Source organism: Stenotrophomonas sp. YJH_SMC_91 (assembly GCF_059368495.1).
On record NZ_JCAFRT010000009.1, the window covers coordinates 155,321 to 169,858 of the forward strand.

Below are 14,538 nucleotides of genomic sequence, written 5' to 3' on the forward strand. Positions count from 1 at the left end.
GTCAACCATTTGAATTTTAATTTGGTTTACGGGTCGTCGGCGCAATAGAGCATCGAGCGAAGCGCCGCATTTCACCGCATGCTGCAAGGTGTCCAGCCACAGTGCCTGCTGCACAACGTAAGTGCTGGCGCGCAGACTCTTTCCCATGTTTGATCTTTACCGCCTTCGTGGCCGCATCACCGCGCTGGTCCTCAGCGAGGCCTGGCGCCGCCGCGCCGCGCTGTGGGGCGGCGCGGTGGCCGTGGCACTGGTGGCGATCCTGTTTGCCAAGGCCAGCGATGCGGCCTTCCATCTGTTCCAGCGCATCACCTCGCACTCGCCGTGGTGGGCCCTGCTGCTCACGCCGGGCATCTTCGCGCTGCTGGCCTGGCTCACTTCCGGCGTGCTGAAGCCCACGCGGGGCAGCGGCATTCCGCAGGTCATCGCTGCGCTGGACAAGGCCGATGAGCCGTTCCGGAAAGCCAACCTTTCCCCAGCGGTTTCGGCCGGCAAGCTGCTGCTGACCTCGCTGTCGCTGCTGGGGGGCGCATCGGTCGGGCGCGAGGGGCCCACCGTGCACGTAGGCGCAAGCCTGATGTATCTGTTCGGCCGCTGGTTCGGCTTCAAGGATCCCCGCGAGCTCTCGCATTTCCTGTTGGCCGGTGGCGCTGCTGGTATTGCGGCGGCGTTCAACACGCCGCTGGCCGGCATCGTCTTCGCCATTGAGGAGCTCAGCGGCCGTTTCGAACATCGCTTCTCCGGCACGCTGTTGACCGCGGTGATCGTCGGTGGCGTGGTATCGCTCGGACTGTTGGGCAATTACACCTACTTCGGCCATGTGAGCGCGCGTCTGCCGCTCGGCCAGGGCTGGCTGGCGATCCTGCTGTGCGGCGTGGTGGCGGGCCTGCTGGGTGGGCTGTTCGCACGTGCGGTACTGGCCAGCGCGGCGGGCCGTCCGCGTTGGCTGGGCCAGCTGCGGCAGCGGCATCCGGTATTGCTGGCCGCGGGCTGCGGCCTGGTGGTGGTCGTGCTGGCCCTGGTGTTCGGCGAAGGCGCGTTCGGCACCGGTTACGAACAAGCGCGCAGCCTGGTGCAGGGCCAGGCGCTGGTCGGCCACGAGTTCGGGTTGATGAAGCTGCTGGCCAACCTGGCCTCGTACGTGGCGGGCATTCCCGGTGGCCTGTTCTCACCTGCGTTGGCGGTCGGCGCGGGACTCGGCCACAACCTGTCAGTGCTGATGCCGGGTGTGGACCCGCGCGCGTTCGTGTTGCTGGGCATGTGCGCCTACCTGACCGGTGTGACCCAGGCGCCACTGACCTCGGCGGTGATCTCGCTGGAGCTGACCGACAGCGGCGATCTGCTGCTGCCGATCCTGGCCACGGTGCTGATCGCGCGTGGTGTGTCCGGGCTGGTGTGCCGCGTGCCGATCTACCGCGGGTTGGCGGAGTTGTTGATGGTGCCGAAAACGGCTGAAGATGTGGCTGTCGAGGCGCCTGCTGTGCGAACCTCCCGCACCCGCGAAAATGGAGATGACTAGGAGCAATGCAGCCTGGAGCAGCAATTCTCCTCCCAGAGGAGGTGTTGGCGACGTTACGGTGCTACTTCGTGACCGATGATGGCTCGCTTCCGGAAGTGGAGCTCGCGTACCGTGAGGCCGCCGGAACGGCCGATGCGTTCGCCTATCTGTTTGCCTGCGGTGCCCGCGTCGCGGGTTCTGGAAGCGTGCAGCTCTGGCACCGTGCGGAAGATCTTGGTCAGCCGTTCATGGGACCGGGCGACGCGCGACGCGTTCTCCAGGACGAAGTGGAACCTTTCCATGTCGGCCTTGCAGACATTGCCTGCGGCGGCGTTCTTCTGCCAGAACTGGGTGTGCTCGTCATGCGCCATGGGTTGACGCTCGATTACCGCATGGGAGCGTCATGGGGCCAGCGGGAGGTCCAGGCCTTCCTGCTCCTTCTGCACCAGTTGCAGCGGCGGGGTGGCGTGATGACCGTTCCCTGGTGGGGTGAAGAGGGTCAGCACAGGTTCGAAACCGCGTTGGCAGCCGTTGAGATTTCTTGAGCGGGTTTGCCGAAAGGCAGGCACGCAACGGATAGACAACGATCATTGCTTCAATCAACGCGATCAATCAGCCCTCCATCTTCACTCCAGCAGTGAAGCTGATTCCGCGTTGCACCGTCTACCCGATGCCACGCGCGACGCAGAAGATGCGTCCACGCCGGGGCTGCACCCGGACCTGCATCGAGAGCGCGACCATGATCAACTGCCGTATCCGCAGCCTGGCGGCTGCCGTCCTGGCCCTGGCCAGTTCCCCCGCGCTGGCGATGTCCGGCGCGCCCCTGCTGCCCAGCGAGCGCAGCATCGGCACCCTCGAACCGGTGGCGCGTTTCGAAGGTGCCATGCCCACCAGCGTGGCGGTGTCCGAGACCGGGCGGATCTTCGTCAACTTCCCGCGCTGGGGCGATGAGGTGGCCTACAGCGTGGCGGAATGGCGCGACGGCCGCGCCGTTCCCTATCCGGATGCGCGCATCAACCGCAAGGACGGTCCCGATCCGGCGGCCCATTTCATCAGCGTGCAGAGCGTGGTGGCCGATGGTCAGGGCCGGTTGTGGGTGCTGGATACCGCCGCGCCCGGGTTCTCTGCGCCACAGGCCGGCGGTGCCAAACTGGTGGCGATCGACCTTGCCACCAACACCGTGGCCAGGACGCTGGTGTTCCCGGCCAACGTCATCGACGCGCGCACCTACGTCAACGATGTGCGCTTCGATTTCCGGGTTGGCCGCGAGGGCGTGGCCTACGTGACCGACTCGTCGCTGAGCGGTATCGGCGGCATCATCGTGATCGACCTCGCCACTGGCGTCGCGTCCAAGCGACTGGTCGGTCATGTGTCCACCTCGGCCGATGCCGCCTTCGTGCCGATCGTGGAAGGGCAGCAGATGCGACTGCGTAGCGCCGACGGTTCGTCGGCGCCGTTCACCGTGGCCGCCGATGGCATCGCCCTGTCGCCCGATGGTGGCACCCTGTTCTACACGCCCTTGTCCAGCCGTCATCTGTACAGCGTGTCGACCGCTCTGCTGCGCGACCCGAAGCTGAGTGAAGCGGAACTGGCGGCAGCGGTGGTCGACCTGGGCGACAAGGGCGCCTCCGATGGCATGGAGATGGACGCCAACGGGCGGTTGTATGCCAGCGACTACGAGCACAACGCCATCCATGCCCGCGACGCGCAGGGGCGATGGACGACGGTGGTGCACGACCCGCGCATCCTGTGGCCGGATACGCTGTCGATGGGGCCGGACGGCTATCTGTATTTCACCGCCAACCAGCTGCATCGGCAGGCCGGATTCAATGGCGGCGTGGATCGCCGGCAGACGCCGTACATGGTGTATCGCACCCGGGTGGATGCGAAGCCTGCGCCAACGCGGTGAAGTGCTCCGTAAACGGGTAAAGATGCCTACAGGTCAAGGAGCGTGCGTCTGATGGCCTCAGGGCAGCGGCGCGGTCACGCTGTAGCGCATGCCGGCCCTGTTCAAGTCCACTCGCCTCCTGCAGGCGGCACTTCGTGTGCTGCTCCCGCTGCGCTGCCTGGTCTGTGGCGAGCCGGGCCACGATGAACTTGACCTGTGCCGCGCCTGCTTTGCCGAACTGCCCTGGGCCGGTCGTGCCTGCCTGCGCTGCGCACTCCCGCTACCCGGGAACGCCCTGATCGTCTGCGGGATCTGTCGCGAGGAGGTGCCGCCGCAGGCCGCCACACATGCCAGCCTGCTGTACCTTCCACCCGTGGATCAGCTGCTGGTGCGCTACAAGTTCCATCAGGATCTGGCGGCAGGTCGCCTGCTCGCGCAGCTGATGCAGCGCGCACCACCCCCCTGGTCGTGCGCGCCGCTGGTGCCGGTGCCGCTGCATGGGCGGCGCCTGCGCCAGCGCGGCTACAACCAGGCCGCCGAACTGTGCCGGTTGCTGCCGATGCCGGTCTGGCAGGGCCTCTACCGGCGCCGCCACACCGCGCCGCAGTCCGAGCGCAGCGCAGAACAGCGCAGGGACAACCTCTTTGACGCATTCGGCACGCGCTTGTCGCCGCCGACACGGCTGACCGTGATGGACGATGTGATGACCACCGGCAGCACAGTGATGGAAATCGCCGAGACGTTGCGGCTGGCCGGTGCCAGGGACGTGCGGGTATGGGTGTGCGCACGTGTGCCGTAACGGCCGCAGCGATTGACGACGTATGACGGCTGCTGAAGGATGCCCATCCTTCAGCGTGTGGTGCTCGACTGCGTCGCCGCAATGGGTACACGGATGCAAAGACCCTAAAGTTCCGCGCACTCCCGCCGATAGCGGTTGGCGGTCGAGTCGGTGCTGGCCGCATGTTCTCTCTGCACGATGTCTGTTCACAGCCCCAGGTCTGTACCAATGCTGGACAAGGAAGTCGTTGATGGGTAACAGAAAAGCAGGATGCGGCATGCGTGCTGTTCTGGGCACCGCGGGACTGTTGTGGATCGGCGTCGTGCATGCACAGTCGGCCAGTCCCTCGTTCGCCGAGCAGCAGGAACTGCGCGAACGCGCCGAGCGCGAGGCGCGCGAGCGTGAGCAACGGCAGGCATTGCCGGATGTATCACGCGAACAGCCGGACGCCGCCACCGATCTGCATTCGCTGGAACTGCCGGACGAAGAACCGTGCTTCACCCTGCAGCAGCTGCAGCTTGACGGCGCGCATCTGGGGCAGTTCGCGTTCCTGCAGCGCTATCTCGACCGCTACCGTGGCCGCTGCGTGGGCCAGCAGGGCATCGCGCTGATCGTGCGGCGTGCTTCGGATCTGGCGCTGGCCAAGGGCTACGTGACCACCCGCATCGGCCTGCCTGAGCAGAGCCTGGGCAGCGGAACCCTGCGCCTGCAGCTGGTGCCGGGCGTGATCCGGCAGATCCGCTTCAACGCGGAAGAGGTACCCGATTCGATGTGGAAGAGTGCGTTTCCCGCGCGGCCGGGGGACGTACTCAATCTGCGCGCGTTGGAACAGGGCCTGGAGCAGCTCAAGCGCGTTCCGTCGCAGGACGTGAACATGGAACTGGTGCCGGGCGAGGCGCCCGGCGAGTCGGACGTGGTCATCAGCATCCGCCACGGCAAGCGATGGCGTGCCTCGGTGTCGCTGGATGATGCCGGCAGCCGTGCGACCGGAAAGCAGCAGGTCGGCGCGACCGCGTGGGTAGACAACCTGGCTCGCGTCAACGACCTGCTCAGCATTGGCGTCAGCAGCGACGGCAGTGCCGACAAGGGCCGGGGTACCCACGGCTTCAATGCATCGTGGTCGGTGCCGCTGGGCAACTGGCGTTTCAGCACCAGCACCTACAGCTCGCGCTACAAGCAGACCATCGCCAGCAACGCCGACACGTTCGCCAGCACCGGCACCTCCAGCAACGTCGACCTGGCCGTGGAACGGCTGCTGGTGCGTGGCCAGAGCTATCGCAGCGGCATCGAGCTGCGCGTGGCGCAACGGTCGTCGCACAGCTACGTGGAAGGCGTGGAGATCGAAGGCCAGCGCCGGCGTACCACCTCGGTCGAGCTGGCGCTGCTGCACCGCCAGTACCTGGGGCGGGTCCAGGCCGATATCCGCCTGGCGCACCGCCGCGGCGTGCCGTGGCTGGGAGGCGATGATGACGCCGTGGGCCGTGATGACCTGGCGCCGACGTTCCGCTATGGGCTGACCACGCTGGATATCGGCGCCGGTGGCGCCCTGACATCCGGGCCGCGTCCGCTGGCATGGAACACCGCGCTCCGCTACCAGTGGAGCAAGGACACCCTGTACGGCTCGGAGTTCATCAGCGTCGGTGGCCGCTATACCGTCAACGGCTTCGACGGCGAGGTGCCACTTGGCGGCAGCCGTGGTGGCTACTGGCGCAACAGCATCAGCTGGATGGCACATCGCGCCATCGCGCCCTATGCGGGCATCGATATCGGCCACATCGAGCGCGACGACCGCCAGGGTATCGGCGGCGGAACCCTCAGCGGCGCCCACCTGGGTGCACGTGGCGAGCTGGGCGGGCTGGCGTGGGATGGCTTCGTCGGCGTACCGATGAGCCGCCCGGCGTGGCTCAAGCATGAGGCACGCGGTCACGTGATCGGATTCCGCGCGTCCTGGCAGTTCTGATTCGACTGGAAGCACCGTCGCCGCGTGGCGACGTGATCGGGTTGTTGTGTGTGCAGTTCCCCCCTGGGTTGATGGAAGCACCTGGCATGAAGAACGTATTCCGCAGTCTGTCCCTGTCCGCTTCGGGCGCCGGTTGGGCCACGCGCCTGCGCACCGCGATGGCGAGCGCCACCCTGGCATTGGCGTTCCTGGCCCCGGGCAGCTCGTTTGCCCAGGTGCAGGTACAGGCCGGCGAGCAGGCGCGGGCCGACCAGGCGGCGAACGGCGTGCCGGTCATCCAGATCAACCGGCCCAACGCGGGCGGCGTATCGCACAACCGCTTCCAGGACTACAACGTCGGGCGCGAGGGGCAGATCCTCAACAACAGCGCGAGCACCGTGCAGACCCAACTGGGTGGCTACATCCAGGGCAACGGCAACCTGCAGCCGGGCCAGTCGGCGCGATTGATCCTCAATGAGGTGACATCCACCAACGCGTCGCGCCTGCAGGGCCACATCGAGGTGGCGGGGCGCTCGGCGGCGGTGATCGTCGCCAACCCCAATGGCATCACGTGCGATGGCTGCGGCTTCATCAATACCACCCGTGGCACGCTGACCACCGGCACCCCGGTGTTCGGCAACGATGGCAGCCTGTCTGCGTTCCGGGTGTCGCGCGGAACGATCCGCCTGGAAGGCAACGGCCTGGATGCCGGCAACCTGGAAGGCGTCGACCTGCTGGCCCGCGCGGTGCAGCTCAACGCGGGCCTTTGGGCGCGCCAGGTGAACGTGGTCACCGGCGCCAACCAGATCGATGCCCAGACCCTGGCGACGCAGGCGATCACCGGAGAAGGCGAACGCCCGCAGTTCGGCCTGGATGTTGCCGCCCTCGGGGGCATGTATGCAGGGAAGATCCGGTTGGTCGGTACCGAGGCCGGCGTGGGCGTGCGCAGCACGGGCCAGATGGTGGCCGACGCAGGCGACTTCATCCTGACCCAGGCCGGCGATGTCCGCCTGAGTGGACGCACGGCGGCCGCAGGCCGCCTGCAGATCGAAACCGGCGGTGACCTGAAGGCCGACGGTACCCAGTACGCGCAGGGGGATCTTCAGATCCGTGCCCGGCAGGCGTCGCTTGCCGGTTCCACGTCGGCGGGCGCTGCGTTGGCCGTACGCTCCAACCAGAATCTGGACCTGGCCGGCAGTGCGCAGGCCGCGCAGATGCAGCTGGACGCCGGTGGCATGCTGACCCTGGCTGACACGGTGAAGAGCGCGGGCAGCATCGCGCTGGCTGCCGCACAGGTGCAGAACCATGCACAGGTGACCGCAGGCGCCGGGCTTGCCGTGCGCGCCGACACGCTGACGCAGGACAAGGGCGCGCGCCTGGGCGCGCAGGCGCTGGACGTGCAGGCCCGCCAGGTGGACAACGCCGGCCTGCTGCTGGGCAACCAGGGCGTACGGATGCAGGCCGCGCAGCTGCACAACGCCGGCCAGCTGTACAGCGACGCCGACGTGGAACTCGACGCGGCCAGCATCGACAACGAGGGCATCATCGGTGCCGGTGCCAACCTGCGTGCAGCGGCCGACCGCATCACCCAGCTGAAGGACGCCGAGCTGTCTGCGGGCGTGCTGCTGAAGATCCAGGCGCGCCAGCAGCTGGACAACGCCGGACGCATCCTCTCCGAGCAGGCGCTGGAACTGTCTGCCGGCGGCGTGGACAACCAAGGCACCCTTGAGGCCCGCCAGGCCACGCTGACGGTCGATCGTCTGCGCAACAGCGGCACGCTGCAGGCAGTGGACCTGCTGGCATTGAAGTCCAACGCACGCATCGACAATGACACCACCGGCAGCATCCAGGGGGGCAAGGGCCTGCAGGTCGACGCCGATGTGCTGGACAACGCCGGCATCATCGGCAGCGCAGCCGATGCCCGTCTGTCCGTTGCCACGCTCGACAACCGCAACCGGCTTGAAGCCGGCGGCACCCTGACCCTGCAGGGCGGCGTCCTGCACCAGCAGGCGGCCGCCACGGCGCTGGCACGCGTGCTGGCCGTGGACGTGCAGAAGGTCATCAACGACGGTCGCCTGCATGGCCAGCAGGCAATGGACCTGCGCGCCACTGAGCTGAGCAACAGTGGCGTGATCTACGGTCGTGACCGCTCACAGCTGCGCACCACCACATTGGACAATGCCGGCGTGATCGCCAGCGATGGCGCGCTTGACGTGCGCACCGACGCGCTGCACAACCGCGCCGGCGGCAACCTGTCCAGTGCGCAGTCGCTGCAGCTGGATGCGGTGACGCTGGACAACGCCGGCAACGTGTTCGCCAAGGGAGCACTGACGGCCAAGGCCGATGTGATCGACAACCGTGGCGACCTCTATGGCGCCGGCGATGTCGATGTCACCGTGCGCGATTCGCTGGACAACCAGGGCAGCCTGGTGGCCGGCCAGACGTTGCAGGTGCGGGGCCGGACCCTGCGCAGCGAGGGTGAACTGGGCAGCGAGCGCGGCAACGTGCAGCTCAGCAGTGACCAGGCCCTGGTGCTGGGCGGGCGCACGTTGGCGGCCGGCACACTGACCGCGCACGCGGGCGGCAGCCTGGAGCAGTCGGGCAAGGTCTTTGCGCAGCAGGGCGTCGTGCTGTCCGCCGATGCCGGCGTGACGCTGAAGGGAACGATCGACAGCGCCGCTGATCTGCAGGTGCGCAGCGATGGCGACCTGGACAACCAGGCGGCGTTGTTCGCCAGCGGCGCGCTGTCGCTGCAGGCTGCGCAGGCACTGCGCACTGCGGCCGACGTTCAGGCGCGCACGTTCACGCTGCAGGCCGCCCAGGCCAGCAATCGCGGGCGCGTGCTGGCCTCGGGTGACATCGAATTGCGGGCGGGGCAGATCGACAACAGCGGCGTGATCGTGGCGGGCCTGCTGGCCGACGGCAAGGTTGGCAGCACCGGCAGCGTCACCCTTGATGCGCGTCAGCAGCTGCGCAACGCCGGCCAGATCAACGCCGGCCAGCAGGTTCACCTGCTGGGCGACAGCCTGCTGCTGGAGGGTGGCCAGGTCTGGTCCGGTGGCACCCTGCTGGCGCAGGCGCGCAGCGGTGAGTGGCGCAATATCGGCGGCAGCCTGACCGCCATCGGTCTGCTCGACCTGCGTGCCACCGACCTGCTGCGCAATGCGGGCAGCCTGCAGGGCACGCGCATCGGCCTGTTGGCGGCCGCGCTGGACAACAGCGCCGGCGAACTGCTGCAGACCGGCACCGATCCCTTTGAACTTGGCCTGACAGGTGCCCTGCGCAACACCGGCGGGCGCATCGCCGCCAATGCCGGCAGTGTCCACCTGAAGGCTGCGCAGCTGCTGAACCAGGGTGGCCGCATCGAGCATGCGGGCACGGGTGTGCTGAAGATCGAGACCGGCACGCTGGACAACAGCACTGCAGGCCTGATCGTCGGCAACGGCGAGGCGGACGTGGCCGTTGCCGGTCGCCTCGACAACAGCGGCGGTACGCTGACAGCGGGCACCGGTGCACGCGTAACCGGCACGGAGATCGTCAACACCGGTGGCAGGCTCGATGCTGGCGGCAACCTTACCGTGGACGCTGCCGGGGCATTGGACAACCGCACTGGCACCATCGTGCAGCGCGGCGCCGGCCAGCTGCAGGTGCTGGCCTCCCAGCTGGACAACAGCAATGGCCTGCTGGGCGCCGAGGGCAATGCGCGCGTGACCAGCCGCACGGGCGACCTGCGCAACGTGGATGGCAACCTGTACGCCCGCCAGGAACTCGCGCTCGACGTGGCCGGTGCGCTGGCCAACCAGCGTGGCCTGGTCCACGGCGGCACCTCGCTGGATCTGCAGATCCGCCAGGCACTGGACAACAGCCAGGGCAACATCGAAGCACAGGGCCCTGCGAACATCCGCGCTGCCTCAGTGGGCAACCGTGGCGGCCGCATCGTGGCCAACGGCACCGGGCAGCTGACGCTGGAATCAGCCGGTGCGCTGGACAACCGTGGCGGCACCCTGGGCAGCACCGGTGGTGCGCTGACGCTGACCGCAGGCAGCGTGGACAACCGCGCCGAAGGCGGCCAGGCCAAGCTGGTGGCCGGAACCGACCTGCGCCTGCAGACCGCATCGCTGGACAACGCCGGCAGCATGGTCCACGCCGCCAACACCCTGTACCTGGAGCGCGCAGGCGCACAGGTATTCAACGTTGGTGGCCAGCTCAGCGCAGGCAACCTGCTGCGCCTGGATCTTGCCGCGCTGGACAACAGCAACGGCCGGCTGCTCAGTCGCCAGAGCCAGCTGACGCTGGGCAGCCTGGCCAATGGTGGCGGCGAAATCAGCGCCTATGAAGCACTCGGCGCACGCCTGCAGGCCTTCAGCGGCATCGGCCGCCTGTTCGGCGGCAGCGAGCTGCGCCTGACGCTGGCGGGCGATTACGTGCATGGCAATGGCCAGCGCCTGGAGAGCAACGGGCTGCTGAAGCTGGACGTGGCCGGCGCACTGGTCAACCAGGGGCGCCTGGAGAGCAAGGGCACGCTTGAAGTCTCGGCGGCGCGGATCGAGAACACCGCTGGCGGGCAGTTCAACGCCACGGCAGGCAATGGCAGTGGTCGTGTCGCGCTGAGTACGGCCGGCGATTTCAGCAATGCCGGTCGCGTGGATGGCGATACGGTGGAGGTGTCGGCTGCCAACATCACCAACACCGGCACCGTGATGGGCAACGCGCTGGAACTGCGCGCCTCGCGCATCACCAACGGCCGCGACCTGGCCAACACGCTGGTCGCACGCGATTACAACGAAGGGCTGATGGCGGCCACCGGCCGCATCAACCTGTATGCCAACTACATCGACAACCTCGACGGCGAGCTCTTCAGCCTGGGCGACATCCGCCTGCAGGGCTGGAACGGCGGCAACGCCCAGCAGATCCGCAACCGTTCCGGGCGCATCCAGGCCGAGAACGATCTGATCCTGGCTGCACTGGGCGTGGCCAACGAGCGTCGTGTGCTGGTCACCCAGCACAAGGTCTACAGCGGCAACGAAGGCGCTGCCGACCCGGACAGCGGGACGTTCAGGGTCGACGGCATCGACGGCCCGGCACCGCCGGGCAAGCTGTGCCCGGGCGACTGTGCCGTGCTGGAAGTCTGGACCGAGCACAAGGACCTGGTGCTGGAAGGCACCACCGTCATCGCCGCCAGCGCGGCATCGCAGCTGATTTCCGGTCGCGACATGCAGATGACCGGCGGCTCGGTCGACAACCGGAACTCGGCCATCGCCGCCGGTCGCAACCTCTCGATCAACGGCCGCGGCTCATCCAACAGCGAAGACCCCAATGACTGGGCCGGCGTGGTCAACAACGAGGCGCTGGCCGGCTACAAGGTGGTCCAGCGTACGTCGACCATCGACTACACCTACCGCCCTTGCCCCAGCCGCTGCGACTTCGAGATCTATGGCGGCAGCCGCGCGCTGGGCACCAGCACGGTCACCAAGCAGGTCACGCTGGCCGGCGGCAATGCCAGCATCACCGCCGGCCGCAAGGTGCAGATCGAAGCGCGCGAGGTCAACAACGCCGTGGTCACCGCGCACAGCGGTGGCACACCGTTGGACGTTGCCGGTTGGCAGGGCAACAACGCCTACGCACCCGAACTGGGCCAGCAGCAGGGCGCCGGCGCGGTCGGCGGCAATGCTGGCGCACCGGGTGCACAGCAGGGCGTGGCCACCGGGCCTGCCAGCGCGCAGGCGCAGGGTGCGGGCACGGCCGGTGATACCGGCTCCCCGGGCCCTGGCCGTGTCACCCCGGTGCCGCCGCCGCAGGTGGTGGGCAGCCCGCAGAATCCGCTGCCGGGCCTGTCGCTGCCCAGTGGCGGCCTGTACACGGTCAATCCGGGCAACCAGCGCTGGCTGGTGGAAACCGATCCGCGCTTCGCCAATTTCGGGCAGTGGATCGGCTCGGACTACATGTTCCAGCGCCTGAACCTGGACCCGGACAAGCAGCTGCGTCGGATGGGTGACGACTTCTACGAGCAGCGCCTGGTGATGGAACAGATCACCGGCCTGACCGGGCGTCGCTACCTGGATGCCGACCAGGGCGATGGCATGGGCCAGTACCGCGCCATGATGGATGCCGGCGTGACCGAAGCCGCGCGCCAGCAGCTGAGCGTGGGCGTGGCGCTGTCGGCCGAACAGGTGGCCGCGCTCAACGAAGACATCGTGTGGATGGTCGCCCAGGAAGTGGACGGCCAGAAGGTGCTGGTGCCGGTGGTGTACCTGTCCCAGGCCACCGCCAACCGCCTGCAGCTGGGGGGCGCCGCCATCGCTGGCGAGTCGGTGGAGATCCGCGCCGGCAATGTGTCCAACCAGGGCATGATCCGCGCCGATGATCGATTGACCATCGATACCGGCAGCCTGCTCAACGATCGCGGTGGCATTTCCGCGGGCGGCAATGCCCGCATCACCGCCGTGGAGGACATCCTCAACAACAGCGGCCTGATCCAGGGCGGCAACGTGGCCCTGGTGGCCGGCCGTGACCTGAAGAGTGTCAGCGGCATCGACGTGGCCAGCATCCGCAGCGGCGGCAGCCTGGCGCTGGAAGCCGGACGTGACCTGGCACTGGTCGGTTCGCAGACCCGTGCCCGCGGCAACGCGGCGCTGGAGGCCGGCCGCGACCTCAATCTCACCACGCAGATGCAGGGTGATGGAAGCCTGCGTCGCACCACGCTGGACGTGGGCGGCGGCCTGTCGCTGGACGCCGGCCACGATCTGAACCTGACGGCAGTGACAGCCAAGGCCGGCGGCAGCGTCCATGCCACGGCCGGCAACGACATCAACCTCAACGCACTGACCACCACCGAACAGGGCGGCTGGGGCAGCAACCGCTACACGCGCGAAACCCTCAACGCCAGCGGCATCGAGGCCGGTGGCTCGCTGGGCATGCAGGCCGGGCAGGACGTGAACCTGCAGGCCGCGCAGCTGAAGGCCGGCGACGGCCTGGCCGTGGTGGCCGGGCGCGATCTCAACCTGCAGGCCGAAACCACCACCAACACCAGCCAGCAGCAGAGCCGTGGCAAGCGCTTCTCGCAGACCACGCAGAGCATGGACGAGACCGTGCACGGCACTTCGCTGCAGGCCGGCGGTGACATCGCGCTGGTGGCCGGGCGCGATGCCAACCTCACTGCCACGCAGGTCGGCAGCACCGACGGCGGCATCAGCATTGCCGCTACGCGCGACGTGAACCTGCTGGCGGCGCAGGAGGACCACAGCTGGGAGCAGGAAACCACGCGCAGGAAGAAGGGCCTGCTGTCGAGCAAGACCACCACCACTTACGACGCGACCCGGGACAGCCTGGTGGTGGGCACCACGCTCAGCGGCGAGACGGTGACCATCGGCGCCGGACGTGACGTCGTCGCGCAGGCGGCGCAGGTGGCTGCCACCGGTGATGTGGTGGTGGCCGCCACCCGCGACCTCACCATCGGCACGGCCACCTCCACGCACAGCGAAGAGCATGACAAGACCGTCAAGCGCTCGGGCGTGTTCGGCGGTGGTGGCTTCAACCTGACCATCGGCAAGAGCAAGCTGGAAAAGGGCCTGGAGATCGAGCAGAGCGCGCCACAGGGCAGCCTGATCGGCTCAACCGATGGCCGGGTCAACCTGAGCGCCGGCAACACGCTGCACATCACCGGTTCGGACGTGCTGTCGAAGACCGGTACGCAGCTGGTGGGCGGGCAGGTGGTGATCGACGCGGCACAGGGCACCACTGACGTACACCAGAGCACCAAGCAGAAGAGTGCCGGTATCAACGTCGGCCTGACCGGCGGTGTGGTGGATGCCGCCCTGGCCGCCTACGGTGCGGCCAAGGCGGCCGGCAATGCGCAGGATGACCGCCTGAAGGCGCTGTACGCGGTGCAGGCGGCCAATGCCGCCGCTGGCGTCGGCGGCGCCATGCAGCAAGGCGCTTCCGGCGCCACCGACGGCGTGAGCCTGCGCATCGGCATCGGCGCCTCCAGCTCCAGTGCCAGCCAGACCAGCCACGACCAGTCGGCGGTGGGCAGTACCATCCGCAGCCAGGGCGACGTCAGCATCGTGGCCACCGCCGGTGACCTGAGCATCATCGGCAGCCAGGTGAAGGGTGACAACGTGGCGCTGGCCGCGCGGGACAACATCACCCTGCGCAGCGAAGCGGAAGACCACACGCAGTCGTCGAAGAACAAGAGCGGCAGCGGTGAGATCGGTTTCAGCATCGGCGCGCAGACCGGTTGGTACGTGTCGGCCAGCACCGCCAAGGGCAAGGGCAGCGGCAACGGCACCACGCACGTCGAAACCGTGGTGGACGCCGACCGCAACCTGACCGTGATCAGTGGCAAGGACACCACGCTGCAGGGTGCCCAGCTGAGTGGCGACAAGGTGGTGGCCAGCATCGGCGGCAACCTGTCCATCATCAGCGAGCAGGACACCGAC

At 67.9% G+C, this 14,538-nt stretch carries 6 protein-coding genes; all 6 read left to right on the top strand.

The genetic code is table 11. The features are described 5' to 3' along the window. The first annotated feature begins 145 nt into the window (after window positions 1–145). The gene (locus tag AC5P5X_RS12920) at window positions 146–1,516 is read left to right on the top strand and encodes a chloride channel protein (protein ID WP_005411514.1); all 1,371 of its coding nucleotides are present in this window, start codon (window positions 146–148) and stop codon (window positions 1,514–1,516) included. Window positions 1,517–1,584: 68 nt separating this feature from the next. Beyond that, a complete protein-coding gene (locus AC5P5X_RS12925; RefSeq protein WP_032964538.1) occupies window positions 1,585–2,040 on the top strand; it encodes a hypothetical protein in 456 nt (151 codons plus the stop codon). 194 nt (window positions 2,041–2,234) lie between these two features. Beyond that, the gene (locus AC5P5X_RS12930) at window positions 2,235–3,404 is read left to right on the top strand and encodes an L-dopachrome tautomerase-related protein (protein WP_111189703.1); all 1,170 of its coding nucleotides are present in this window, start codon (window positions 2,235–2,237) and stop codon (window positions 3,402–3,404) included. Between the two features lie 88 nt (window positions 3,405–3,492). Next, window positions 3,493–4,182: a ComF family protein gene (locus AC5P5X_RS12935; protein WP_111151548.1), complete on the top strand. Its 690-nt coding sequence runs from the start codon at window positions 3,493–3,495 to the stop codon at window positions 4,180–4,182. Window positions 4,183–4,438: 256 nt separating this feature from the next. Next, on the top strand, window positions 4,439–6,121 hold the full coding sequence (locus tag AC5P5X_RS12940; RefSeq protein ID WP_227415620.1) for a ShlB/FhaC/HecB family hemolysin secretion/activation protein: 1,683 nt from the start codon (window positions 4,439–4,441) through the stop codon (window positions 6,119–6,121). 86 nt (window positions 6,122–6,207) lie between these two features. After that, window positions 6,208–14,538, top strand: an 8,331-nt coding sequence (locus tag AC5P5X_RS12945) for a hemagglutinin repeat-containing protein (RefSeq protein WP_495215994.1), incomplete at its 3' end; no start/stop codon positions are given.

Excerpts from the sequence above, each read along its gene's own strand:
- AC5P5X_RS12920 (WP_005411514.1), top strand. The coding sequence starts at position 146 with ATGTTTGATCTTTACCGCCTTCGTGGCCGCATCACCGCGCTGGTCCTC.
- AC5P5X_RS12930 (WP_111189703.1), top strand. The coding sequence starts at position 2,235 with ATGATCAACTGCCGTATCCGCAGCCTGGCGGCTGCCGTCCTGGCCCTG.
- AC5P5X_RS12935 (WP_111151548.1), top strand. The coding sequence starts at position 3,493 with ATGCCGGCCCTGTTCAAGTCCACTCGCCTCCTGCAGGCGGCACTTCGT.
- AC5P5X_RS12940 (WP_227415620.1), top strand. The coding sequence starts at position 4,439 with ATGCGTGCTGTTCTGGGCACCGCGGGACTGTTGTGGATCGGCGTCGTG.